25 protein-coding genes are annotated in these 23360 nt (G+C 41.0%); 9 read left to right on the top strand and 16 right to left on the bottom strand.

What is annotated here, in order from left to right:
• The first annotated feature begins 122 nt into the window (after nt 1–122).
• The gene (locus ACVCDT_RS11040) at nt 123–983 is read left to right on the top strand and encodes a hypothetical protein (protein WP_447132834.1); all 861 of its coding nucleotides are present in this window, start codon (nt 123–125) and stop codon (nt 981–983) included.
• Nucleotides 984–994: 11 nt separating this feature from the next.
• Here ACVCDT_RS11040 and ACVCDT_RS11035 read toward each other — a convergent pair whose 3' ends face one another.
• The 6 genes from ACVCDT_RS11035 to ACVCDT_RS11010 all read right to left on the bottom strand — a co-directional run bounded on the left by ACVCDT_RS11035 (nt 995) and on the right by ACVCDT_RS11010 (nt 5053).
• Nucleotides 995–1423: a DUF3106 domain-containing protein gene (locus tag ACVCDT_RS11035; RefSeq protein ID WP_447132833.1), complete on the bottom strand. Its 429-nt coding sequence runs from the start codon at nt 1421–1423 to the stop codon at nt 995–997.
• Complete coding sequence (locus ACVCDT_RS11030; protein ID WP_447132832.1) at nt 1420–1659, bottom strand: hypothetical protein; 240 nt, start codon at nt 1657–1659, stop codon at nt 1420–1422. Before ACVCDT_RS11030 ends, ACVCDT_RS11035 begins: the two co-directional genes overlap by 4 nt.
• Nucleotide 1660: 1 nt before the next feature.
• Entirely contained in the window at nt 1661–2026 is a 366-nt protein-coding gene (locus ACVCDT_RS11025; RefSeq protein ID WP_447132831.1) for a hypothetical protein, read from the bottom strand.
• Nucleotides 2010–2576, bottom strand: a complete 567-nt coding sequence (locus ACVCDT_RS11020; RefSeq protein WP_447132830.1) for an RNA polymerase sigma factor — start codon at nt 2574–2576, stop codon at nt 2010–2012. Before ACVCDT_RS11020 ends, ACVCDT_RS11025 begins: the two co-directional genes overlap by 17 nt.
• A gap of 110 nt (nt 2577–2686) precedes the next feature.
• Nucleotides 2687–3811, bottom strand: a complete 1125-nt coding sequence (locus tag ACVCDT_RS11015; protein WP_447132829.1) for a DUF1501 domain-containing protein — start codon at nt 3809–3811, stop codon at nt 2687–2689.
• 9 nt (nt 3812–3820) lie between these two features.
• Nucleotides 3821–5053, bottom strand: a complete 1233-nt coding sequence (locus ACVCDT_RS11010) for a DUF1800 domain-containing protein (protein ID WP_447132828.1) — start codon at nt 5051–5053, stop codon at nt 3821–3823.
• A 322-nt stretch (nt 5054–5375) separates the two neighbouring features.
• On the opposite strand from ACVCDT_RS11010, the gene ACVCDT_RS11005 reads away from it, so the two are divergent.
• Nucleotides 5376–7010, top strand: coding sequence for a serine hydrolase (locus tag ACVCDT_RS11005; protein ID WP_447132827.1), 1635 nt, complete (start codon nt 5376–5378; stop codon nt 7008–7010).
• Nucleotides 7011–7075: 65 nt separating this feature from the next.
• On the opposite strand, the gene ACVCDT_RS11000 is transcribed toward ACVCDT_RS11005, so the two are convergent.
• Both ACVCDT_RS11000 and ACVCDT_RS10995 read right to left on the bottom strand, forming a co-directional pair.
• Nucleotides 7076–7264 (bottom strand): DUF3565 domain-containing protein, encoded by a 189-nt coding sequence (locus ACVCDT_RS11000; RefSeq protein ID WP_447132826.1) that lies wholly within the window; start codon nt 7262–7264, stop codon nt 7076–7078.
• A 26-nt stretch (nt 7265–7290) separates the two neighbouring features.
• On the bottom strand, nt 7291–9201 hold the full coding sequence (locus tag ACVCDT_RS10995) for an ATP-binding cassette domain-containing protein (RefSeq protein WP_447132825.1): 1911 nt from the start codon (nt 9199–9201) through the stop codon (nt 7291–7293).
• 132 nt (nt 9202–9333) lie between these two features.
• Here ACVCDT_RS10995 and ACVCDT_RS10990 point away from each other — a divergent pair, with 132 nt between their 5' ends.
• Nucleotides 9334–9540, top strand: coding sequence for a YheV family putative zinc ribbon protein (locus ACVCDT_RS10990; protein ID WP_447132824.1), 207 nt, complete (start codon nt 9334–9336; stop codon nt 9538–9540).
• Between the two features lie 144 nt (nt 9541–9684).
• On the top strand, nt 9685–10098 hold the full coding sequence (locus ACVCDT_RS10985) for a hypothetical protein (RefSeq protein WP_447132823.1): 414 nt from the start codon (nt 9685–9687) through the stop codon (nt 10096–10098).
• A gap of 52 nt (nt 10099–10150) precedes the next feature.
• Here the strand turns inward: ACVCDT_RS10985 and ACVCDT_RS10980 are convergent, their stop codons facing one another.
• Complete coding sequence (locus tag ACVCDT_RS10980) at nt 10151–10363, bottom strand: SlyX family protein (protein WP_447132822.1); 213 nt, start codon at nt 10361–10363, stop codon at nt 10151–10153.
• Complete coding sequence (locus ACVCDT_RS10975; RefSeq protein ID WP_447132821.1) at nt 10363–11352, bottom strand: WD40 repeat domain-containing protein; 990 nt, start codon at nt 11350–11352, stop codon at nt 10363–10365. The genes ACVCDT_RS10980 and ACVCDT_RS10975 overlap by 1 nt, the downstream gene beginning before the upstream one ends.
• A 79-nt stretch (nt 11353–11431) precedes the next feature.
• Here ACVCDT_RS10975 and bamJ point away from each other — a divergent pair, with 79 nt between their 5' ends.
• Nucleotides 11432–12184: a BamJ family beta-barrel-assembly machinery protein gene (gene bamJ / locus ACVCDT_RS10970; protein WP_447132820.1), complete on the top strand. Its 753-nt coding sequence runs from the start codon at nt 11432–11434 to the stop codon at nt 12182–12184.
• 445 nt (nt 12185–12629) lie between these two features.
• Here the strand turns inward: bamJ and greB are convergent, their stop codons facing one another.
• Nucleotides 12630–13106, bottom strand: a complete 477-nt coding sequence (gene greB / locus ACVCDT_RS10965) for a transcription elongation factor GreB (RefSeq protein WP_447132819.1) — start codon at nt 13104–13106, stop codon at nt 12630–12632.
• A gap of 127 nt (nt 13107–13233) precedes the next feature.
• On the opposite strand from greB, the gene ACVCDT_RS10960 reads away from it, so the two are divergent.
• Nucleotides 13234–15537: a Tex family protein gene (locus ACVCDT_RS10960; RefSeq protein ID WP_447132818.1), complete on the top strand. Its 2304-nt coding sequence runs from the start codon at nt 13234–13236 to the stop codon at nt 15535–15537.
• Between the two features lie 74 nt (nt 15538–15611).
• Here the strand turns inward: ACVCDT_RS10960 and ACVCDT_RS10955 are convergent, their stop codons facing one another.
• The 3 genes from ACVCDT_RS10955 to bioH all read right to left on the bottom strand — a co-directional run bounded on the left by ACVCDT_RS10955 (nt 15612) and on the right by bioH (nt 17783).
• Nucleotides 15612–16571, bottom strand: coding sequence for a putative metalloprotease CJM1_0395 family protein (locus ACVCDT_RS10955; protein ID WP_447132817.1), 960 nt, complete (start codon nt 16569–16571; stop codon nt 15612–15614).
• Nucleotides 16572–16580: 9 nt separating this feature from the next.
• Nucleotides 16581–16904, bottom strand: a complete 324-nt coding sequence (locus ACVCDT_RS10950; RefSeq protein ID WP_447132816.1) for a hypothetical protein — start codon at nt 16902–16904, stop codon at nt 16581–16583.
• Nucleotides 16905–17012: 108 nt separating this feature from the next.
• Entirely contained in the window at nt 17013–17783 is a 771-nt protein-coding gene (gene bioH, locus ACVCDT_RS10945; RefSeq protein ID WP_447132815.1) for a pimeloyl-ACP methyl ester esterase BioH, read from the bottom strand.
• Between the two features lie 48 nt (nt 17784–17831).
• Here bioH and ACVCDT_RS10940 point away from each other — a divergent pair, with 48 nt between their 5' ends.
• A complete protein-coding gene (locus ACVCDT_RS10940; protein WP_447132814.1) occupies nt 17832–18509 on the top strand; it encodes a ComF family protein in 678 nt (225 codons plus the stop codon).
• On the opposite strand, the gene ACVCDT_RS10935 is transcribed toward ACVCDT_RS10940, so the two are convergent.
• Nucleotides 18493–21051, bottom strand: coding sequence for a M14 family metallopeptidase (locus ACVCDT_RS10935; protein ID WP_447132813.1), 2559 nt, complete (start codon nt 21049–21051; stop codon nt 18493–18495). The two genes, ACVCDT_RS10940 and ACVCDT_RS10935, sit on opposite strands and share 17 nt — an antisense overlap.
• Nucleotides 21052–21190: 139 nt before the next feature.
• Between ACVCDT_RS10935 and nfuA the strand changes: the two genes are divergently transcribed.
• Together nfuA and ACVCDT_RS10925 are read left to right on the top strand one after the other, a co-directional pair.
• Nucleotides 21191–21769 (top strand): Fe-S biogenesis protein NfuA, encoded by a 579-nt coding sequence (gene nfuA, locus ACVCDT_RS10930; protein ID WP_447132812.1) that lies wholly within the window; start codon nt 21191–21193, stop codon nt 21767–21769.
• A gap of 30 nt (nt 21770–21799) precedes the next feature.
• Nucleotides 21800–22045 carry a hypothetical protein gene (locus ACVCDT_RS10925; protein ID WP_447132811.1) on the top strand — a complete coding sequence of 82 codons (246 nt, stop codon included), beginning with the start codon at nt 21800–21802 and terminating at the stop codon, nt 22043–22045.
• On the opposite strand, the gene ACVCDT_RS10920 is transcribed toward ACVCDT_RS10925, so the two are convergent.
• Nucleotides 22008–23345, bottom strand: a complete 1338-nt coding sequence (locus tag ACVCDT_RS10920) for an MATE family efflux transporter (RefSeq protein WP_447132810.1) — start codon at nt 23343–23345, stop codon at nt 22008–22010. The genes ACVCDT_RS10925 and ACVCDT_RS10920 overlap by 38 nt on opposite strands.
• Nucleotides 23346–23360 lie beyond the last annotated feature (15 nt).

Below are 23360 nucleotides of genomic sequence, written 5' to 3'. Positions count from 1 at the left end.
CTCCCGTTTTTTTTGTCAAAGCGGTAATTTATTGCAAAGATTGATATGGTTAATGAAGTCCTTAGCATGTGAACGATTAATTCATGAATAAACGCCTCCTATTTTGCTCATTAAGCAGCGCATTGACTCTACTATTATGCTGCACTTCGGCCCAAGCTAGCTCTAGTTACTTAGGCTACTCACAAGCAGAGCAAGTATCTTTTGCTGGAAATAGAGAGTTACATTTTGCCCCTAAAGGGCCGGTTGGACTTATCTCATTTGATTTAACCGACAAATTACAGGTATCGGTTAATTTTGCTGAGCTAGATGATCAAATGCAGTTATCAGAACGCATTGCTGGCCAATTAAACATTGAGTCTTGGGGCATATTCGCCAGTTATTATTGGCAAAACTGGTCAATTTCGGCCAATTACTCAAAATGGCAAGACGATTTAGGCATTGCAGTACAACAGGTTGAACAGAGCGTTTTTCAACAACAATCTCGCTCCCCCTCTGTCTCTTTTTCCATTGGCCATGATTGGACTTTTAATCAATGGCAATTGGGTTTAGTTGCCGGTCTACATCAGTCAAAATGGGAACTCGCTCAACGACTGTTTTATCAACAATCACAAATTGATCAATCTTCTTTAGACCAAGGACATTCGCGTTTTGTGAGTCTTGCTGTGTCTACCTCTAAGTTTGTGGCGTTAAGCGCTCAGCATGACCTGATGTTAGGCCTTAGTTTAGGTTGGAACCAAGTGATAAACAGTGAGTCTGCTGCCATTTCGCGTAATGGTCGCAACATTAGCCAGATAACCAACAGAGTCATAGCCAATCAACTAGCAGCAGCAGCGGCTATTGGTACCGAAAGTTATGGGCAGATGCATCTGTTTGTTTCATTTGATCTAGGCTTAAATTGGATACTTGATATAGATACCAGCCTAGACTTTGCCAGCACCCAAAACAGCCAGGCCTGGTCTATCAATTTAGGTTATCTGTTTTAATCTAAGTGACTTTAGGGACCTTTGTTTTTTCGCGCCCGTTGTTTTTGCTTGCTACGAATAAACTTCTCTCGCAATTTCATTTTGCGCTCTTTAGACAGCATTTTATACCTTTTATATTGCTGTCTTAATTTGGCTTGTTTGTGCGGAGGCAACTGTTTAAAGCGTTGAAATTGTTGGCGTAACATCTCGCGCTTTTGCGGCGAAAGTGCTTGCCACTGTGAAAACTTTTGGCTTAATTCAGTGCGTGTACCTGCATCTAAATCTATCCAGCGTTGTGCCCCTAAAGCCAGTCTGTTTTGTTTTGCTTGGTCAAGTTCCTGCCAAGTATTTTTAAACTCAGCTAATACCAGTTTTTGCTCTTTGCTCAGGGCCTGCCAATCAGTGGCATTCACCGACAAACTCAGCAAACAACAGCACAAAATCAGAATACGTAACATCATGATTTTGGCTCCTGTACTCTGGGCTTAGGAGCCGCTTTTTTGGGGGGCAGTTTGGCGGCTTGCGCGTCAAGCGGTTGAGCTGTTTTTTCGGGCTGAGGCTGAACATCTAACGGACTGACCCATTTTCCGTCAATTTTTTGTAATTCTGCTAAAAACTCTAAAAAATCGGCACTGGGCAGTGGCTTAACCGTTTCTTTAGCCAAGCTTGGGTGAGAAAGAAGCGTTGCTAACAGCATACTAAAGCAATACCTCTTGTTGTTCCGCCAACCAGTTTGCAAATTCTAAATCCTCTAGTAAAGCCAGATCTTCAAGTGGGACTTCCTCAGTTAATATAGCTGCAGGTAATGCCGGGATCTTAGGGTTAGGTTGATAGCTTACTAACGCCGCCACTAATATTGCAACCCCAAGCGTAGCAAAAGACGCAGGCATTATGCTTATTCTTGGCTTCAACCTTGGCTGTTGTTTAGCTTTAGCCATGGCTTGTGCTTGAAGGCGCGCAGTGGCTATGTCTAGTTTAACCTGCTCAGGCAAGGCCGCATTGGCCTGATCAAGCTGTCTATTTACCTGATGTTCTACCAATGCTTGTTTAGATTTTGATGTCATGGGTTTCCTCCATCACGGCTCGCAATTTATTTACCGCTCTAAAGTAATGAGTTTTAACACTACCGGGCGAGCATCCCATTATTTGTGCGGTTTCTGTCACTGATAGCCCTTCCCAACTTCTGAGTAAAAAACATTGCCTTTGTTTATCTGATAAATCAGCCAATTGCTGCAAGGCGGTGTGTTGTTGTTGACTATTCATTAAGTCTTCATCGGGTAAATTTTGTTGTTCTGGTATTTGGCTAACGAGCGTTTCACCTTCTTCATCCATTTGATCGCTGGATTTCCAAAAAAACACCCAGTTCTTAATCTTTTGTTGACGATGCCAGTCTTTTATTCGATTTTGTAAAATTCGGTAAAATAACGGTTTCCATTGTTCGGCTGGTTTATGCGCATATTTCACTGCTAGCTTAAACATACTATCTTGCAAAATATCAATAGCATCAGCATGCTGCCCCACAGACATTAAGGTCATTCGGTAAGCTTTTTGTTCAATACTCAACAAAAAGCTATCCAAATCTTGTGGCTCAACATGGCGAGTTTTAGCGTCCATTGTTAGTCGGCCAACTGCTTTAGCCAGTTTAAACGCTTATTATTCGGCATAGTGTGAGACGTCTTTTACTGCAATCAAATTTTCACCTTTAGCCCAACCCCTTTAAATATTTAAATAAAACCTAGGTTAGCAAACTCCTCGACCACAGACGAGGGTTGCCACTGCATCCAATCTGCTAAGGTACGATAGTACTGGCGAAAATCTTGGGTAAAAATTAAATCGCCATTATCTAAATTAGTCAGAGAGGGCGCTTGACCAAAGATCCCCCCATTCACCTCGCCACCTAACACAAAATGACTGGCAGCTGTGCCATGATCTGTACCTAAACTGGCATTAGCAGTAAGTCTGCGCCCAAATTCAGAGTAACTAGCAATACATACATGCTGCCACAACCCTTGTGCAATAAGCTCTGTACGCAAAGCCGCAAGTCCATTTGCTAATTGGCTAAGTAAAGCGTCATGCGAAGCTCTTTGGTTGCTGTGGGTATCAAAACTGCCTAAACTAAGATGCATGACACTAGGTCGAATGCCCGCTGCTAATGTCTCGGCCACTAATTTACAATCTTGTGAAAACTCATCATTGGCAAAGTCTGTGGTTAACTCAATCTCTTGCTCAAATGCGCTGTTTACAATATCTAAAGCTTGGTTGTATGACTGACGTTGCTGCACTATATGCGCAACTGCAGCAGTGCTGGATACCCCAGCAGGAACAAAAACCGGGGTTAAATCTCCACTATTACTATTTAAGCTAAACTGATTCGCTTCGCCTTTGAGGGCGACTGGACTACCACTGATCATCACCCCTTGTAACGGAAAATCAGATTCGGGTAACAGGCTATTTAACCAGCCCTGTGTGAGCACTTCATGGGCGTCTGAAGCCGTTTGCCAAATTTCAATTGAACGAAAATGTGAGCGGTTGGGCTCGGGATAACCTAGACCTTGCACAACTGCCATATCCCCGGTTTGCCAAGCCTCAGATAAATTCCCCATGACCGGGTTCATGCCTAGGTTAGCGTTCATGGGTAGCACGTCTTGAGCATCAATGGCTAAACTTGTTCTGGCCGCGTAATAAGCCGGATCAGAGTAAGGAACAAACATGTTTAAACTGTCATTACCGCCACCAAACTGCACTAAAATTAACACTTTTTGTTGGTTTTGTTGGGCTAAACTTGAGTGCGAAAAATAGGCCATCACTGGCAGGGCCCCTAAACTTTTTAAAAAGGTACGTCTTTGCATAAAAGGCTCCTATACAACCTGAAAGGCGGGATCATTAAGCACTAAACTTAAATATTGAGGGTCACTAGAATCGGGTAAAGGTCCAACAGCATCAGTGGCTAATAGTTGCCAAAACTGCGGAATAAAATCAGCCTGTTGTATTAAATATTTAGCCGCGCGTTCGCGTAAGGCCAGGTTTGTACTGGAATACCAAGCATAGCCACCAGCCCAACCTTTAACATGTGGGGGACTAAACAAATCTTGGCCCATACCTTTACTTGCCTTAAGCACAATTTGCGGCTTTAACATAGGTAAAGAAAATAGCTGAACTGCGCCAACCATAAGTTCCATGGGCGATTTAACTTGTTTCCCAGAAGCTGCCCAAAATGCATCTTGCAAGAATAATTCAGTTAATAAAGGTTTAAAGGCAAAGTCATGTTGTACAAATATTTCGCTTAGTTTGTCTATTGCAACAGGATCAGGTTGCTCGTCAATAAAAAAGCGCCAAAGTTTGTCTGTAATAAATCCAGCAACTTGTGGTTGCCGTAGAATAAGATCGGCTACATCATCAGGGGTAAAATTTGCACGCTCGGCAAAAATTAGCTTGCTTGAGGCATCATGAAAGCCTTTTCTAAACATATATTGGCCTGTTTTACGATTAACCGAAGCTCCAGTTAATGCACGAGCCAATTCTTTAATATCTTGCTCTGTGTATTGCCCTTCGCCTAGGGTAAATAATTCAAGTAATTCACGGCTAAGGTTTTCATTTGGCGCTTGTTTTTTACTATTAGCGTTGTCTAAATACACCAACATGGCAGGGTCGCGCAAAATCGCTTTTAACATATCGCGAAAATTACCTAACGCATGAGTTCTCAAAGTAAGGTTTTGTTGCAATAAAGCTGCAGGCCACTTGACTTTTTCGAGTGAAGAGGTGAAATGGTTAGCCCAAAATAGGGTGAGTTTTTCTTGTAAAGGCGCACTATTGTTGACCATTTGCCTAAACCACCAATACTTTAACTCCCTACCCATTTGGCGTCTTTGTCTTTGAATTTGTTGTTTAAGCTCAGGATCTTGAGTTTTTTGTGGGGGCTTAAGTCCATGCCATTCGGGCAAATCTATCAAACTAGCAGGCTGATTGATTAACTGTTCAACTGCTTGCTGTTTAGTGGTGGCTGATGACAGCCGCTCAAGTTGACTATTACTAGCAGCAAAACCGCCTCGTCTAGTTAAATGACATAGTTGCTGAAAAGAAAGATCGCTCATCATTACTCTCGTTTATGGTCTCTTATACTATAGAACGAGGCACAAGCAATTTGGTTGACAAGGTTTTATAAAAAAGTTTTAAACACTTAAAAATGACAGGGTATTGCTCATAAACATAAGCAATACCCTAGAGAAAGTTAAAGGCTTATGGGCAGCTGCTTAAAGTCTTGTGGATATAATCATCTTTAAAGCTATTCGTAACATTTTTGCATAAAATAGGGGGGAAACATTTGCTTAAAATTTAACCTTTACCAGCTTGATAAATTTGTCTAGGGTTGAACTCGTCATAAAAACAACAAGCGAGAGAAAGGATACACAAAGCATGAAAACCCATACCTTGACCCTATTTTTGGCGGCACTTTTATTAGTTAGCCAGCTTGCCTTTGCAAACCCCAAATTTGATCGGCTGATGAATGAATTAGTTGAAGATAACGGCCCAGGGGCCGCAGCCTTAGTGGTTAAAAACGGCCAAGTTTTGTATAGAAAAGCCTTAGGCAAGGCTAATTTAGAGTTAAATCTAGACTTGCAACCCGATAATGTATTTCGGATTGGCTCAATCACTAAACAATTTACAGCAGTGGCAATATTAAAATTAGCTGAGCAAGGCAAACTTGACTTAAACGCCGACATCACCCGCTATATTAAAGACTATCCAACCGGCGGCCACACTATAACTGTCCAACAATTATTAAATCACACGTCTGGCATAAAAAGTTACACCAGCATGGCGAGTTGGGATGCTGAGGCTAGAAAAAAGCAGCTCACACCATTACAGCTAATTGAATTATTTAAGCATGAACCCTTGGAGTTTGCGCCTGGAGAGCAATTCAAATATAACAATTCAGGCTATGTATTGTTGGGCTACATTATCGAATTAGTGTCTGGCGAAAGTTATCCCGACTATATTAAAAATCATATTTTTAAGCCTTTAAATATGCACAATTCATACTATGGCTCCAATGCACAGATCATAAAAAATCGCGCGTCAGGTTATGAAAAAGATGAACAGAGGCTTAAAAACGCTGACTACTTAAGCATGACCCAACCTTATGCCGCAGGCTCTTTGTTATCCACTGTAGATGATATCCATACTTGGTACCAAGCGGTCATGACAGATAAAGTAATCACTGCTAAAAGCCGAAGTTTGGCACACCAAATGGGCCAATTAAATAACGGCAAAAGTATAGATTATGGTTTGGGTTGGTTTATTGGCAATATTCAAGGATCTAAAGCCATTGAGCATGGCGGTGGGATTAACGGTTTTTTAAGCGCGTCAATCTACCTGCCTGAGGAAAAGGTGTTTGTTGCCATACTTTCTAATTGCAATTGTATTGCCCCTGGCACAACGGCGAGCAAAATGGCGGCTATCGCTATAGATAAACCTTATGAGTGGGAGAAAATTGTACTGTCTGATTCTGAATTAAAATCTTATCAAGGAGTATACGAAAGAACAGCCGATGACCTGCGTACTTTCACCTTTGAAGACGGTCAGTTGTATTCGTTACGCAGTGGCGGGGCCAGATTTAAAATTCATCCTTTTGGCAAAGATCAATTCTTTTTCGAAGATGGCATAGTGAGCTTAGAGTTTAATCGCAATAAAAAAGGGAAATTGATTTCAGTTAGCTTAAAAAGCACCAAACAAGATCAGGTATGGGTAAAAACCGACAAGCCTATACCATCTTTCTCTAGCATTGATTTAGATCCTAAAGTATTTGCTACTTTTGTAGGCTCTTACGAACTTGCCCCTAAGTTTCATATAAAAATATTTTCAGAAAATAACAAAATGTTTGCGCAAGCCACTGGGCAAAAACAAGCTGAATTAATTGCCCTAAGTGCCAATCAATTAATGCTTAAAAACTCCGATATTAAAATGACCTTTAACCATAACCAAAGTGGCGATATAGAGAGTTTAACCTTGCACCAAAACGGCGAACATCTTGCTAAAAAAATAAACTAAGCTTTACCGCGCGGCGTTACAAATGGATTAAATTGAAAAGTGACAGCTATAAAGGCTAATTATAGCTAGTCACTTTGGCATTTTTTGCAGTTTAGCTGATGTCCTAACATAGAATTGCGCCCCTCTAGCGTTTGTACCCAAGGGCGCAGGATAAAAGGTGGTTGATGCCTTACATGTTGGGAATGGCCACAAGCTAATTTAGCGACCCAGTCATCTAACTCATCTTGATAAAACCCTATTATTGCCCTTAGCATACTAATAAGCCTTTAAAACCAAAGGATTACTCAACATTAGCTTGTTCAAAAGCCTGTTGTTTTTGTTCTAGTTGCTCTTGGCTGTCTAGCCATAAGATTTCTGCTTCTTCGAGCTTAGCTTTGTACTCGGCTTGTTCGGCCAACACTTGTTTAAGGGTGGTTTTGTTTTCTGGATTGTATAAGCTTGTATCGCTCAGTTTAGTTTCTAAGCTCTCAAGCTTTTTATGACAATCTGCCATAATTTTTTCGTTTTTTTCTATAGCTTGCCTAAGTGGCTTAGTGACTTGCCTAAATTCTGCTTCGAGCCGCTTAGTTTGTTTTCTGTCAGGTTTTGCAGAGGTTTTTTCGGTTGGCTGACTCGTTGCTTTTTCACCTTTTAAAATCCACTCTTTGTAGTCATCTAAGTCTCCATTAAAAGCTTGCACTTGGCCTGAGTCGACTAAATAAAAATCATCACACACTGAATTCAGTAAAAACCTGTCGTGGGAAACCAGTACCATAGCCCCTTCAAAGCCCTGCAATGCCATATTTAAGGCGTGGCGCATATCTAGGTCTAAATGGTTTGTTGGCTCATCTAATAACAACAAGTTGGGTTTTTGATAAACAGTTAATGCCAATACTAAACGCGCTTTTTCGCCACCCGACATAGGCGCAACTTTACTTAAAGCACTGTCTCCACGAAAACCAAATCCGCCTAAATAATCGCGCAAGCTTTGCTCTGTGGCTTGTTTGTCTAAGCGTTGAATATGGGCTAAAGCTGAATCATCGCCGCGTAAATATTCTAATTGATGCTGAGCAAAATACCCAATACGTAAACCTGCTGAGGTTTCATATATACCTTCTATAGGTGATTTTTCGCCAGCCAATAACTTAATTAAAGTGGATTTACCTGCGCCATTTTTACCAAGTAGGCCAATGCGACTGCCTGGCACTAAATTCAAGTGTAGTCTTTCTAAGATGATGGTTGCACCGTAGCCTACTTTAACCTGTTCCATTTTAATTAAAGGATTAGGTAATTTAGGTGGCGTAAAAAACTCAAAAGAAAACTCAGAAGCCGCCATCACAGGCAACAAGTTTTCCATTTTTGCGAGTTGTTTAACCCGACTCTGAGCTTGCTTGGCTTTACTGGCTTTGGCGCCAAAACGTCGTATAAACGAATTTAAGTGGTCTATTTTATCTTGTTGTTTTTGATACTCTAAGCTTTGTAAGCGCAAACGTTCGGCTCTTTGCCTTTCGTAAGCATCGTAATTACCTGAATAACACACCAATTGTTGCTGCTCGACACTGATAATTTCATTGACTGTACTATCTAAAAACGACTTGTCATGGGAAATTAACATCAGCGTGCCTGTGTATCTTTGCAGCCATTTTTCTAACCAAATCACCGCGTCTAAATCCAGATGGTTAGTCGGCTCATCGAGTAACAATAAATCTGAGTGACACAACAAGGCTTGGGCTAAGTTTAAGCGCATGCGCCAACCACCAGAAAAAGCCGATACCGGATTTTTCATTACATGGTTTGCAAATCCTAGCCCGGCCAAGATGGTGGCCGCTCGGGCATCAATGTCATAACCACCGGCTTGCTCTAATAAGCCATGCAGGTGCGCGATTTGCTCGCCATTGTGTGCACTTTCAGCTTTTTCTAGCTGCGCTTGCAATTTTCGGTAGCGAGTATCGCCGTCAATAACATAATCTAATGCCGAACGTTCTACTGCCGGGGTTTCTTGAGCCACAGAGACAATTTGCCAATCTTTAGGAATAGAAAAATCACCTTGTTCAGTTTGCAACTCTCCTTTGATCAAGGCAAATAAGCTGGACTTGCCACAACCGTTTGCTCCAATTAACCCGGCTTTGTGACCAGGGTAAACTGTAGCATTGGCGTTTTGTAACAATACTTTGCTGCCGCGCATCAACGACACATCTGAAAATTGGATCATGGAAACCTATTTTTTAGCTGGAACTTTAAGTAAAAAAGTAGCTAATTAGCCACGATTTTGACTTAGTCATAACACTCAAATTCGAATGCGGGTATCATAGCAAGATGAACACACAAAAAAATCCTAGAAATCATGCAAAAGAAAATTAAAAAGCGTTTTGTGGCTGGCGCCACTTGCCCTAAATGTAGAGCATTAGACACTATCATGCTGTATTTCGAAAATAACATAGAAAAGTTACAGTGCGTAAAATGCGACTACGCAGAATCTCAAGCGGATCAAAAAGTCAGTCAGGCTACCCGCAATAACGAAAGTGTCATTGGTGTATTTAAGCCAGAATAAATTAAGCTTTTTTAACGCAAAGTTTAAAATTCGATTTAAATATATAGGCCTGTGACCATTGCTTTGCAGCCAGAGATTGGTATATTTTCATTAATTGGTTAATTAATATCCCTATGTCAATATTGAGAAAAACGCCCCTACTCTATGCCTAAAATAAAATTCCCTGAACACGGTGAATATCAAATTCAACGTCAGCAAGATATTATTCTCATTAGAGCTTCTGGTGCATGGAATTTAGAAACCTCTAAAAAAATCATGGAAGAAATGAAAGGCTTAATTGACGAACTCAAAAAAAAGCCTTTTGCCTTAATAATAGACACCCACAATTTAGAAGGCATTACCTCTGAAAGTTATGAGACTTTGACAGAAGGATTAAACTATTGGGTAGCGAATGGATTTAGCGCTTTAGCAAGGTTAGATGATGCCAACTCTCCAAACTATAAAGTTTATGTAGATTCCTTTGACGCTGAACTCAAAAAGCATATGCCTTATAGGTTCGCAGACAGTATGGAACAAGGTATTGCTTGGCTTAACAGTCTTGGTTTTAAAGGCTTTTAACAAATAATTCCAACTAAAAGGTTAGTAAACCAAACAATCTGACAGCTTGTTATTAGTAGTGAGGTGGAGGGGTTTCTTCTTTTTCCGAAGCCATATTGCTCGGCTCAATAGCACTCACTTTTGAGTCTAAGCGTTTAAGTTGAAATTGTAATTCGTCCATTTGTTTTTGCTGTTCAATTAAAGCTTGATTAAGGCTTTCTATGGTGTCTTCTTGAAATGCGATTTTCATCTGCAATTGTTCAATATCGTTTTGCATATTATTCATTAATTTTCTATTGCCCAGGTTTCTAGCAAGCCACTGCTGCTATGTGAAATAATGGTTTGGTTAGTTAAAAATCCTATGTCGTGAACCACGGCTGAGGCTGGTTTGCTTCCCTCCCTTGCGGTAACACGCCATTCGTTGAGTTCTTTTCCTGTTTGCACATCCCAGCGGTTGATTCTTTTAGATGGCGACCCTGTAAGTAAATACTTACCATCAGCAGAGAAAACAACGGCGGTGAATATTCGTTGTCTTGCAAGGTATTGTAAATTACTCACTTCTGTACCTGTGCGTAAATCCCATACCCTAGCGTCGCGTTTGCTGTCGGCGGTAAAAGCAAATCTGCCTTCATCATCTAAGGCCACTTTAGTCACTCGACTTGAATGATTAAATTTATGTATCACCTGCCCAGTACGTGTATCCCATAGATAGGCCACATAATCGTTGCCACCTGTCAGGGCGTAAAATCCATTTGGCGAAATGTCGACGCTATTAATTTTTTCTTGATGGCCTAAAAACTCCAATCTTCGACCTGTTTTAGGCTCAAAAAACATCACTTTGCCATTGCCACGCCCAACTAGAATACCTCGACCTTGGTTGCTGACCGCTATATCCCGAATACTTGCTTCATCGATACGCCAAAACCCTTCTGGCTCACCAATATTTAAATTCCACAGCGCAAAGGCTTCTCTATCTGAGGTCACCACATAAGAATTATCAAAGGCTGCATGAATATTAGTGACAGTATTATTGCCATCATCTTGATGTCGCCACACATAACGCTGTTTGTTGGCTGCTATATCCCAAACGGTTATGCCATTGTCTATGCTCGACACTATGGCAATAGAGTTATCTGCCGAAATATGTGCTGCATGCGCCCCTCCTTCAGCATGCACAACAGAGGTTAGTGGAGCATTGCTGGCCCCACCACAAGACACTAACATAGCGCTTATTAATGCAAAAAATATGTAAGCTAGATTTGATTGCAAACTCAACGGGTTTCTCTTTTATCTACTAGAGGTTTAGTATAAGTGTTTATAGATCATTCACATACCCTTAGTTAGGACAATTGTTATGAAAATAAAGGCCGCGACTTTTTTGCCTTTGCTATTTATTGCTCTTATGGCATGCCAACCTGCTGTTGATCCTTTGCAGGTTAATCAAGAAGTATTGCTTAACGATCAACAAAAACAATCTTATGCATTAGGCGCCAATATGGGGCATATAGTACAAACTAAAATGCTTTCACAACAAAAACATGGCGTTGAATATCAAAAGCACCTAGTGGTGCAAGGGTTTGTTGCAGCAATGCAGGGGCAGTCGCAATTAGATAAAGCCCAAATTCAAAACATTACTCGCCAAATAGAACAACAAATACGCGAAAAACAGGCGTTAAATAAAGAACAAATCGGGCAACAAAATTTAATGGCTGGTCAGACGTTTCTGGAACAGAATGCAAATCGTAAAGGGATTACTGTGACGCCTTCAGGCTTGCAATATGAAGTATTAAAACAAGGGCAAGGAGCAAAGCCTAAAGCCACAGATACAGTTAAAGTGCATTATCGCGGCACTTTATTAGATGGCACTGAATTTGATTCTTCCTACACCCGTGGTTCACCCTTAACCTTTCCTTTAAATAGGGTAATTAAAGGCTGGACTGAAGGCTTACAATTAATGCAAGTGGGCGCTAAGTATAAGTTTTATATTCCTTCCGAATTAGCCTATGGCAGTCGCAATACCAGCACTATTCCTAGTCATTCGAGCTTAATTTTTGAGGTTAACTTAATAGAAATTATAGACACTGAAAAAACCGCTCAGACTCAATAAAGCCCGCATCTCAGCCCAAAAATAAAAGCCGAACATGAGAACATGTTCGGCTTACTGCATTTACTTTGACCTCAGCTTGTATCCTTGCTGAACCTTATTCCTTCATTTTTTTGGCCCTTCGAAAGGGCTAGTTTTCCCGAATTAACGGGTAATATAAATAAAAATTAACTATCGTTACTACTCATTTTGTATGCTAATTTCAAAATGTTTAATGCCTATATTTACCTCTTCAATAAGGTTGCCAAATTAAAGGTAGAATGACTGACTTTTACAATTTTGAATAACATTATCTTAGTCGTAAAATAGGGCAACGCTATTTTACGCTAGTTAAATCAAAGTGCTTATTTAACAAGGTGTTAGCATTATTTTAATGCATCGCAAGTTGTTACACTTTGACTATTAATGAGTATAGTAAAGCTTGCTTATTTTACACTAGTAACTCGACCTATTTTTTGTAATAAATTGCACTAATAAAATAGTTTTTATTCCCACTTGGTGTTGCAACTTTTACTTGGTCGTCTACGGCTTTGCCAATCAAGGCTCTGGCTAATGGAGAGTCGATGCTAATTTTATTTTCTCTTAGCTCAAATTCGTCTGGGCCAACTAACTGATAACACTCAATTTCTGCTTGTTCGTTTTCTAATTCTACCCAAGCACCAAAAAAAACTTTGCCTTCTTGTTGGGGAGAAGGATAAACCACAGTAAGTTGGTCCATACGCTTGGTTAAAAATCGAACGCGACGATCTATTTCGCGCAAGCGTTTTTTGCCATAGATATATTCAGCATTTTCTGAGCGGTCGCCTAATGCTGCAGCCTCAGATACCGCCTGAGTAACCATAGGCCGCTCTTCTTTCCATAAAAACCTAAGTTCTCGCTCTAATTTTTCCCAGCCCTGACGGGTAATGTAGTTGGTTCTTTTCATGTTAAAAAACAGCTTATTTTTTTAGTTACATAAATATTGCCACTTTTATTGCTTAAACGCTGGTAATTTATCTACTAGGACCTTATATAGGGGCTAGATTAAATAAAAGGTTAACAAGGTTTTTATGATGATAGTGGATAAAATTGCGCAGGAGTTACAGGTTTCTGCGCAACAAGTGCAAGCAGCGGTTACTTTATTAGATGAGGGATCGACTGTTCCTTTTATTGCACGCTATCGAAAAGAAGCGACCAACGGCTTAGATGATGTAGCACTAAGAAAGTTAGAGCAAAGGTTAACTTACTTACGTGACTTAGAAGACCGCCGTAAAGTCATTATAAAGTCGATCGAAGATCAACAAAAAATGACCCCCGAGTTACAAGCCAGTTTAATGAAGGCTGATAACAAAACTGAGCTAGAAGATATTTATTTACCCTTCAAACCCAAAAGGCGGACTAAAGGTAAAATAGCGATTGAAGCAGGGTTAGAGCCCTTAGCTGATGCTTTATTGAGCAATCCAGAGCAAGAGCCTGAAAGCCTTGCTCAATCTTATATAAAAGCGCCTGAGGTGCCAGACACTAAAGCCGCTTTAGACGGGGCAAAATATATTTTAATGGAGCGTTTTGCCGAAGATGCGCAGCTATTACAAAAAATTCGCCAGTACCTCACGCAAAATGCTCACATTAAAAGCCAAGTGATTGCTGGAAAAGAAACAGAAGGGCATAAATACAAAGACTATTTTTCCCATAGCGAATTACTAAAAAAAGTGCCTTCACACAGGTCACTAGCCATGTTTAGAGGCCGCAACGAAAATATTCTACAAGTTAGTTTAGATGCCGACCCACAAAAAGATGAAGGCGATAAAAGTTCATATTGCGAACAGATAATTGCTGAACACTTTAATATTAAATTTGCCAATAGAGCTGCTGATGCTTGGTTAGCTTCTGTAGTTCAGTGGACCTGGCGAGTAAAAATACAATTACATATGGAAACTGAGCTATTCGGAGCGGTACGTGAGCGCGCTGAAGCCGATGCTATTAATGTATTTGCTAAAAACTTGAATGATTTATTAATGGCCGCTCCCGCAGGTCCTAAGGTCACTATGGGTTTAGATCCTGGGTTAAGAACAGGGGTAAAAGTCGCCATAGTTGACGCCACCGGCAAAGTATTAGCAACAGCCACTATTTTTCCTCATGTACCACAAAAATTGTGGGATAAGTCGCTACGCACCCTAGCCACCCTTTGCAAACAGCATAAAGTTCAACTCATTAGCATAGGCAATGGCACAGGTTCGCGCGAAACCGACAAGTTAGTGGCTGAAATGATGAAAGCTAACCCTGATTTGGGCCTCAGCAAAATTATAGTAAGCGAAGCTGGAGCATCTGTTTATTCCGCTTCTGAACTGGCTTCTGCAGAATTGCCAGACATGGACGTATCTCTTAGAGGCGCAGTATCTATAGCCAGGCGCTTACAAGATCCATTGGCCGAATTAGTTAAAATTGAGCCCAAAGCTATAGGTGTGGGGCAATATCAACATGATGTTAGTCAAAGCAACCTAGGCCAATCACTCAACACTGTGATTGAAGATTGTGTAAATGCCGTTGGGGTTGATATCAATACTGCCTCTAGCGCCTTGTTAAGCCATGTTTCTGGATTAAACAAAACCTTAGCCAACAACATTGTTATGTATCGTGACCAACATGGCGCCTTTACCAAGCGCAATGCTTTATTAAAAGTCGAGCGATTAGGACCCAAAGCTTATGAACAAGCCGCTGGATTTTTACGTATTATGGATGGAGAAGATCCCCTAGATGCCTCTGCAGTGCATCCCGAAGCTTACCCTGTGGTGAATACCATAATCGAACAAACCCAAGTGGCAGTGAACGACTTAATAGGTAATAGCGAATTACTTAAAAAGTTAACCCCTGAAAGCTTTGTTACCGAGCAATTTGGTTTGCCTACTGTTACCGATATTATTCAAGAATTAGACAAACCTGGGCGCGATCCTCGCCCTGAGTTTAAAACCGCAAACTTTAAAGAAAATGTTCAGTCTTTAAGTGATCTAAAACCAGGCATGATTTTAGAAGGTGTAGTGAGCAATGTGGCCAACTTTGGTGCATTTGTAGATGTTGGCGTACACCAAGACGGCTTAGTGCATATTAGTGCCATGACAGATAAGTTTATTTCTGATCCACGGGAAATAGTAAAAACCGGAGACATAGTTAAGGTTAAAGTTATGGAAGTTGATGCCGCTAGAAAACGCGTGTCTTTTTCTATGCGTATGGGTGATACTCCTGGCCAAGATACTAAACCCGCTTTCACTAAAAGCCCTAGCAAAAAAGGGCCAAACAAAGCCAAGGACAAAACCCCAAAACAAACAAACCAAATGATGGGTAACGCCTTCGCTGAGGCCTTTGCCAAGGCTAAGAAATAAGCTGTAATAAAACAAAAAAATCCCTCATTTTGTCTAGGCAAAATGAGGGATTTATTAAATTATTTAACCAAAACTTAAGCTGATTGCTGAAAACTCGCTTGTGATGGATTGGCAACCTTTTGGTAAAAACCTTCAATCACCGACACTCTGCGGCTAATCTCTAGTTCTCTTTTAGTGATAAATGGCTGAGCCTGAAGCAAAACCGATTCTCTTTGTAACCCCAATTCATCTTCACCTTGTGCGCCAGTATCTAAGGTTCTGGTAGGCAAATTAACATCTAAGCCATCAACAATCTCATCTAACTCTGGGCTTTGGGTTATTGGCTGACTTGCTTCAGTACTTTCACTAGGGGTGGTTGCCTTTTCATAAGCTTGTTGGGCTTTTTCTGCTCTTTCGCGGGCAATTTCGTTACGCGCTTCTAGGGCAATTTGAGTGGCTTCGTTTGCCACACGCAGGTCTTGAGCGCTAGGTTCAGTTGGCGCCAAAGCAGCAGCTTTAACTTGCTGTGCTTTGCGTATGGTTTCTTCAGGCGTTGAAGCTTCAGAAACGTCTATCGCCACTTCACCATCAACCGCATATTGCTTTCCATCTGGACCGCGCACATATTCATATTGAGGTGACTCAGCATATTGCCCACCAGCTGCAGCATGCGCTTGTTCATGTGAGCGAACTTCAGCGTCTCGCTGTTTTAATTCTGTGATTTTTTGTTGTTCAGCCTGCTGTTGTTGTTGCTGTTCAGCGTTTTCCTTTCCAGCACTTTCATCTTGGCCGTTATCTTGCTCGGCTGAGCTTTGAGTATTAGGCTGCTGGTTAGCTTGAATAACAGGTTTTTCATAGGTTAACGGTGCTGGTGCTTGACCTGGTGTTTTAACTTTATCAGATTCCGATCCCACAGCGGTTTCGGCAGCCGACTGTTCATTGGCGGCCAATTGAGGAATAGCTTCTCTTTGAGTGTTGTCGCGACGTACAGACTCAGTATTGACTGTACCGGCATTAAAAACGATAGGAATAGGCACTGGCGCAACAATATTCATCATCAGCCCCTAAGCCAGAATATCCAAAATAGTACCCACAGTATCTCTGGCGGTACCTATTACTTTAGTTGATGCTTGGGCATTATTCAGATTAATCGACAAACCCAGCAAATCTGAAGTAATGCCTTGCTCGGCTTGTGGAATACTTTGTTTAATCGCGCCTAATTGGGTGGTGGTAGCATTGGCTAACACATCACTGGGTTGATTATTAGTTTGATTTCTAATTGACAGGCTCGACAAATTTGCCGCATTTTGAGTGACGCCTTCAGACGCTTTTTTAAAACCCGACAATCCACTGACTATCGCAGAATTAATATTGTTACTGATATCCACAATTTATACCTCTACACCCAAACCTCTCATGCTCAATTATTGACCATTTTTAGGCTTTTTAAAAGGTTTTATCTACATAGGCCTTGTAAACAACGCCATCCACAAATATTAGAGGGTAATTTGCAAAATCCGTTCAACAAAATCTTGCGGATTAGTGATAAAAGGTGCGTGAGCCGTGCGGTCTAGCACTTCTACTTGAACATTGGGAGCAATAGTATTTAAGTTAGTGGCCAAAGAGGCTGGGACTAAGGTATCTAAGCGCCCTAAAAATACATGAACAGGCAAGGCCAGTTGGCCTAATTGTTTACTGAGATCGACGTTTTTCAACATATCCAACCCAGCCGCCAAAGCATTTAGGTTAGGCTCTGGGTGAGATTGAACCGCCTGTTTGATTATCTTTATATCTTGTTTCGCATGGGGGCTACCCATAGCCTGAATCGCTAAAAAGCGCTCTAAGGTTTTTTTAAAGTCACTTTGCAGTTGTTGCATAAAAAATGCTAACACTTTTGGCTCAATCCCAGGCCAATCACCCTCTTTAGAAAATTTTGGGCTAGAACAAACTAATATCAATTGGGCAAGTTTGTTTGGGTATTCAATGGCTATTTTTTGCGCCACCAACCCACCTAAAGACCAACCTACTACAATGCTATTTTCAGGAATATGTTGTGCCACTAAATGGGCGACACTAGCTAAATCATAAGGTTCAGGGAGTTGTTGTTGATTCAGTCCATAGCCGGGTAAGTCTATTGTGCTAATACAAAAATGTTCCGCTAATTGCCCTAATATGGGTTGCCATACACCACTGTTTACCCCCCAGCCATGTAAAAAAACTAGCGGCTGGCCTTGGCCTTGAGTTGTTACTTGTAATTTAATCGACATTTTACACTACACTTTAATTAAAATTTGTAAGGATTAGGGACAATCCCCATGGCTTTTGGCCTGTTACAAAATTGCTTAATATGCAATCAAGATAGTCCAGCCACTATCTGCCAATATTGCTTGTATGACCTAGAGTTTTTTGACCTAGATAGGCATCATTACAACCTGTTGTTAGCCCCTAAAATCAAAGCCGGTTTAGGCAAAATTGATTTTACTCACCTTCTTGCTTTAGCAGATTATCAGTGGCCTTTGTCTAGATTACTTAGCAGCTTAAAATTTTCTGCGCGAATCCCCCACGCTAAAGCCTTGGCCAAATTGTTTTTTAACCATTGTTTAAGCCATCACCCCGAACTCCCAGAGCTGATTATTCCCATGCCCTTGCATGCCAATAGGTATTTATTCAGAAAATACAATCAAAGCATTGAGTTAGCTAAACATATTGCCAAGTTTAGCCAAATCCCCATGCACAGCCTTGCGCTTCAAAGAATTAAAGCCACTCAGGCACAAACGGCTTTGAGTGCAGTGCAAAGACGACAAAATCTCGCCCAAGCCTTTCAAGTGAATGCTTTAGCTCGACCTTGTTTAGACCAATTTAGCCATGTGGCTTTGTTCGATGACGTAATCACAACAGGCACAACTATGAACTGTGCCTATCAATGTTTAGCTAAGCAATACACACATCTACGTATAGATGTGTGGAGTATTTGCCTTACCCTGGTGCGTTAATAAATTGCGACATAAATACCGCATTACTCATTAAGCGGCTAGTGCCGTACCACACCCCTCTAAAGTTTACATTGTTAGCAAAAGCAATGACCTTACCCTTGCCCACATTATGTGCAATAACTGCAGCACTACCACCTAATAACTGTTGTAGCTCTGTAGCGGTATAACCAGCTAATAAAGGTGATTGCGGATAACTGGCCACGGTAACAAAAGGTTGAGTTGGCTTGCGCATGAGTATGGCGCTGTTACGAAACACCGGTAAAGTGTCGTTTTGAAAGCCAAATGCTAACGGATGACCAAGATCTAAATGTGTATTAAACACGGCACCAGCAATACGCTGTTTGGCGGCCAGCCTTTCGATATCAGCATATCCCATAGAGGCAGTATCAAAAGCTTGCTCTATGTCTTTTTTACTTTTGAATTCAGCTTTTAACCAATTGTTGTCGGCAAACCATTGTGTGGCAGATTTTTGTCCAATTAACACGCCCCCAGCTTTTACCCAAGCGTCCAACTTGTCTATGCTGGACTTTTCTACTGTGCTGTAACTACCTTCAGCCCAAATCATATGAGTGTAGTCATCAAGATTTAACTTGCTCACTAGCGCTAAATCAGTAATAGACACAGGCATATCAACATGTTGATCAAAATAATGCCAAATTTCACCTATTTCATATTGCGAGGTACCTTTGCCACCAATTAACAACACTTTAGGCAGTTTAAGGTTCAACATTTTACGACTACCTAAATCAATACCTTGGCGAGTTAAACCTGAAGTGACACTATGAATAGGTAGGTTAATTTTTTGATTAGCTTCACTAATAATGGCCAACAAATTATCGGGTTGAGCTAAGGCGCTAGGAATAATAACTGAGCCTGCTGCAAAGCTAATTCCACCTTGGGTAGTTTGTGCGTAAAAGGCCTCACCCGAGATTTTGACTTTGACATTTTTAGCTAATAAACGCTGCAACAATTTAGGTGCTTGATAGTCTTGCCAAGAAAACGCAAAAGCATAGGCATTAGGGTCAATTTCTGGCTGCAGCGGTTGGGATAAATCAATCGGCTGATCACTTACCGGTAACTTACGCCAGGTTCTTTTTTTCACTTCATCAAAGGCGATATTAAATGCCAGGGCAATGTTCCAATTCGACACATCGTAAAAAGTATTGTCATTAAAACTTTGGCGGGTAGAAAACAACGATTTAATTAAGCGGTATTGAGGTTGATCAAGTGGCACAAATAAACTGGTTAAGGGGTCAAAGCTACGCTCGTCTAAGGTCACTTTTTTACTTAACGACTGATACTGAATATTGTGCGCAGTTAAGATACTGAGTAATTTAGCAAAACGGCTCTTATCGTGCTTTTCGGTAAGAATGTAACCGGCTAATTCATCATCTTTAATTAATTGTTTAGTTTGATTGGCAAACTCGATTTGGTAATCGAGTAAGGCTTGTTTATTAGCCATAGCTCCGGCAAAAGTCGATAAAGAAGTGGTGACTTGATTTTGAATGCTGGCAGAAAAACTTAGTGGACCATGTACTGAGTCTTGAAGATGACCGCGACTACTGGCCTGTTCAAACAATATTCCTATGCTGCCATGGGCATCAGGATAAGTAGAGCCCTTACCATAATAAAAATCATCAAAGCTTTCTTCGGTAAAATACAGTTGTTTGCTTTGGTCTAACGCGCTGGCATGAAAATCTCCTAACGCACCGGTTAACTCAACATTTTTAAGTGGCGTCCAAGGGTTTTTACGCGAAGCAATGCCGGGTTGAAAAAAGTAGGTACTATTAGTGCCCATTTCGTGAAAATCAGTTAACACATGTGGGCGCCATTGATGAAATTGCGCAATACGCGCGCGTGATTCTGGGTGGGTAAGCAATAACCAATCTCGGTTTAGATCAAACCAATAATGGTTAGTACGTCCAGACGGCCAGCCTTGCTGATGCTCTCTGTGATTAGGATCAGCAACTAAGTTTTTTCCTTTGTGCATGTTGGCCCACTGAGCAAAACGCGACAAGCCATCGGGGTTAACACTAGGATCGAGTAAGATCACATTGTTGGCTAATAAATTGTCTAAGTCAGGGTTATTGCCTGCGGCTAAATAATAAGCCACCAATAAAGCAGCGTTAGATCCCGATGGCTCATCGCCATGCACGCTGTATCCCATCCATATAATGAGTGGGTCGTTTTTATTGGTTTTTTTACCTAAATTACTTAGATGCTTAGCTTGAATATCAGCCAGTTTTTGCTGATTTTTTGGCGAACTTATGGCCAATAAATATAAAGGTCGATTTTCATGTGTACGACCCGTTTCAATCAAACTTACCCGCTCAGACTGTGCGGCTAACAACTGCATATAGTTGGCTAGTTGATCGTGTCTCACATGCCATTCGCCTACTTGTGCCCCAAGTGCTTGAGTGGGGGTGGTAATGGCAGAGTTGTAACTGGTATTGTCTGGTAGATAGTCTGTATCTGATACTGCCCATAAGGCTGTACTAACAAATATAAAACCCAAAAAAATGCTTCGAACTAGTAACTGCATAAATTTTTCATCCAATCGTTCTTGTAAATAAATCGCGCTCATTAAATTAATTTAACATAAGCAAGGGCGATTACTTGAGTGTTTTAGTCAAGTAATTTTGTTATTATGTCATAAGTCATATTTAACAGGTAGAGAGTCCATGATTAAGATATCCGAATCAGCCCAAGCCCATTTTGGCAAATTACTTGCCAATCAAGAGCCAGATACCCATATTCGTGTATTTGTTGTGAATCCAGGAACGCCTAGCGCAGAGTGTGGTGTATCTTATTGTCCACCTGATGCAGTAGAAGAATCTGATACTGTACTTAACTTTAATGGCTTTGATGCAGTAGTTGATTTAGAAAGCGCTCCCTTTTTAGAAGAGGCAGAAATTGATTTTGTGACCGACCAAATGGGTTCACAACTTACGCTAAAAGCCCCTAATGCTAAAGCACGTAAAGTAGACAGCGATGCACCTTTAGCCGAGCGCGTGACTTACATGATAGAGTCAGAAATCAACCCACAACTTGCCAGCCATGGCGGCAAAGTAATGTTGGTTGAAATAACTGAAGACAAAGAAGCTGTCTTGCAATTTGGCGGCGGCTGTAATGGCTGTGCACAAGTTGATGTCACCTTAAAAGATGGAATAGAAAAACAAATGCTAGAACAGTTTGCTGGTGAATTAACTGGGGTGAAAGATGCCACAGAACACCAAGCAGGTGAGCATTCTTATTACTAATTTAGCACAAAAGGTAAACTGATTAACTGGTTGCAAAAATTAGCTAAAGATCCTCATACCAGCTGGATACAGTTTAAGCGTGGTGTGGGGATTTTTTGTATAGGTGCAGTAGGCATATTGCTGGGTGCCAAATACTACTATTGGCTACAAATTCCAGGATTACTTTTATTAGTGATAGGTAGCCTTTATGCCATCAAAGGTTACTTTGGCATTTTAGCCTACAGAATGAGCGCAAGTTTTACCCCGCCACCTTCGCGCTTCGATAAAGATAAATAAAATACCCCCCTAAGCTAATCCCCCTAGCTAACATAAACATCAACATGGCTATCCATAATGCAAAATTTTGTTGTGCTGCTAACCCATAAAAAACTGGGAAAAATACCAATAAAGCACTTAACAACATAGTGTTTTTCATGGCTTTAGCTCGACTTAAGCCCACAAAAATACCGTCAAAAAAGAAACACCAATGGGCAACTAATGGCAGCCAATATACAAAAGGCAAATACGCTTGCATGTGCCAATGCAACTGACTTTGATCGGTAAGCAAGTGCATGATGGGCTGCCCAAACCAATAAAAACTCAAGCTATACAATATGGCCACTACTGATGACCAAACTAAACCATGCAAAGTAACCTGTTTAATTCCGTTAGCATTGTTTTGCCCCTTTTGTTCACCCACCAAAGCCTCAGCCGCATAAGCGATACCGTCTAGTCCTAAGGCAATAAGTGTGAAAAACTGCAACATAATGGCGTTGATTGCTGCACTGGTTGCGCCAAACCCCACCCCTTTAAAAATCAAAAAAGCAATGCAGGCTTGTAACACTAAGTTACGTACAAAAGTGTGGCCGTTTAGCTGCAATAAAGGACTTAAACTTACCCAAGAAAACCAACTTAAACGAAAGTGCACTTTGCCTAATACCCGCAAAGCCACCAAAACACTGGCGATACTAATAAAATACTCAGCTAACACTGTGGCCAACGCCACACCTTTAACATTAAGCTGCAAACCAAACACAAACCACAAATTAAGCCCAATATTAAGTAAGTTTGCCAACACCTGAATACTTAACACTTGTTTCGTTTTTTGCTGCCCAATCAACCAGCCAACTACGGCTAAGTTCAACATGGCGGCAGGAGCACCAAAAATACGCACCTGAAAATATTCTATTATGACTTCTTCTATTGCAAAGCTGGCGTTGGCAAAATACAAACCTAAAGCCAACACCCAGTCTTGCGCCAGCCACAAAACACTGCCTAAAATCACACTAACAAAAGCCCCTTGAAACAAGGCTTGGCTGCTTGATTCTGGATTTTTGCTACCTTTAGCTTGCGCACTCAGCCCGGTACTGGTCATACGAATAAAACCACACAACCAATAAAGCTGAGTTACAATCAAGGCGGCGACCGAGGCGCCAGCTAAAATATGGGTACCATTCATATGCCCAAGAACGGCGGTATCAACTAATCCCATTAGGGGGGTGGTGATATTGCTTAACACCATAGGCACAGCAATAAGCAAAATTTTATGGTGTAAGTTAAGCTGAAAGAAATTTGATAAGATGTTGTTTTTATTCATTTAAAAAAGGGGTGC

The sequence above is a fragment of the Paraglaciecola aestuariivivens genome (assembly GCF_052983255.1).
This window is presented reverse-complemented; position numbering and strand designations above follow the sequence as displayed.

Excerpts from the sequence above, each read along its gene's own strand:
- ACVCDT_RS11015 (WP_447132829.1), bottom strand. The coding sequence starts at position 3,811 with ATGCAAAGACGTACCTTTTTAAAAAGTTTAGGGGCCCTGCCAGTGATG.
- ACVCDT_RS10960 (WP_447132818.1), top strand. The coding sequence starts at position 13,234 with ATGATAGTGGATAAAATTGCGCAGGAGTTACAGGTTTCTGCGCAACAA.
- ACVCDT_RS10995 (WP_447132825.1), bottom strand. The coding sequence starts at position 9,201 with ATGATCCAATTTTCAGATGTGTCGTTGATGCGCGGCAGCAAAGTATTG.
- ACVCDT_RS11035 (WP_447132833.1), bottom strand. The coding sequence starts at position 1,423 with ATGATGTTACGTATTCTGATTTTGTGCTGTTGTTTGCTGAGTTTGTCG.
- ACVCDT_RS11020 (WP_447132830.1), bottom strand. The coding sequence starts at position 2,576 with ATGGACGCTAAAACTCGCCATGTTGAGCCACAAGATTTGGATAGCTTT.
- ACVCDT_RS10985 (WP_447132823.1), top strand. The coding sequence starts at position 9,685 with ATGCCTAAAATAAAATTCCCTGAACACGGTGAATATCAAATTCAACGT.
- bamJ (WP_447132820.1), top strand. The coding sequence starts at position 11,432 with ATGAAAATAAAGGCCGCGACTTTTTTGCCTTTGCTATTTATTGCTCTT.
- ACVCDT_RS10980 (WP_447132822.1), bottom strand. The coding sequence starts at position 10,363 with ATGAATAATATGCAAAACGATATTGAACAATTGCAGATGAAAATCGCA.
- ACVCDT_RS11030 (WP_447132832.1), bottom strand. The coding sequence starts at position 1,659 with ATGCTGTTAGCAACGCTTCTTTCTCACCCAAGCTTGGCTAAAGAAACG.
- ACVCDT_RS11000 (WP_447132826.1), bottom strand. The coding sequence starts at position 7,264 with ATGCTAAGGGCAATAATAGGGTTTTATCAAGATGAGTTAGATGACTGG.
- ACVCDT_RS10955 (WP_447132817.1), bottom strand. The coding sequence starts at position 16,571 with ATGAATATTGTTGCGCCAGTGCCTATTCCTATCGTTTTTAATGCCGGT.
- bioH (WP_447132815.1), bottom strand. The coding sequence starts at position 17,783 with ATGTCGATTAAATTACAAGTAACAACTCAAGGCCAAGGCCAGCCGCTA.
- ACVCDT_RS11005 (WP_447132827.1), top strand. The coding sequence starts at position 5,376 with ATGAAAACCCATACCTTGACCCTATTTTTGGCGGCACTTTTATTAGTT.
- nfuA (WP_447132812.1), top strand. The coding sequence starts at position 21,191 with ATGATTAAGATATCCGAATCAGCCCAAGCCCATTTTGGCAAATTACTT.
- ACVCDT_RS10990 (WP_447132824.1), top strand. The coding sequence starts at position 9,334 with ATGCAAAAGAAAATTAAAAAGCGTTTTGTGGCTGGCGCCACTTGCCCT.
- ACVCDT_RS10935 (WP_447132813.1), bottom strand. The coding sequence starts at position 21,051 with ATGCAGTTACTAGTTCGAAGCATTTTTTTGGGTTTTATATTTGTTAGT.
- ACVCDT_RS11010 (WP_447132828.1), bottom strand. The coding sequence starts at position 5,053 with ATGAGCGATCTTTCTTTTCAGCAACTATGTCATTTAACTAGACGAGGC.
- ACVCDT_RS10920 (WP_447132810.1), bottom strand. The coding sequence starts at position 23,345 with ATGAATAAAAACAACATCTTATCAAATTTCTTTCAGCTTAACTTACAC.
- ACVCDT_RS11025 (WP_447132831.1), bottom strand. The coding sequence starts at position 2,026 with ATGACATCAAAATCTAAACAAGCATTGGTAGAACATCAGGTAAATAGA.
- greB (WP_447132819.1), bottom strand. The coding sequence starts at position 13,106 with ATGAAAAGAACCAACTACATTACCCGTCAGGGCTGGGAAAAATTAGAG.
- ACVCDT_RS10940 (WP_447132814.1), top strand. The coding sequence starts at position 17,832 with ATGGCTTTTGGCCTGTTACAAAATTGCTTAATATGCAATCAAGATAGT.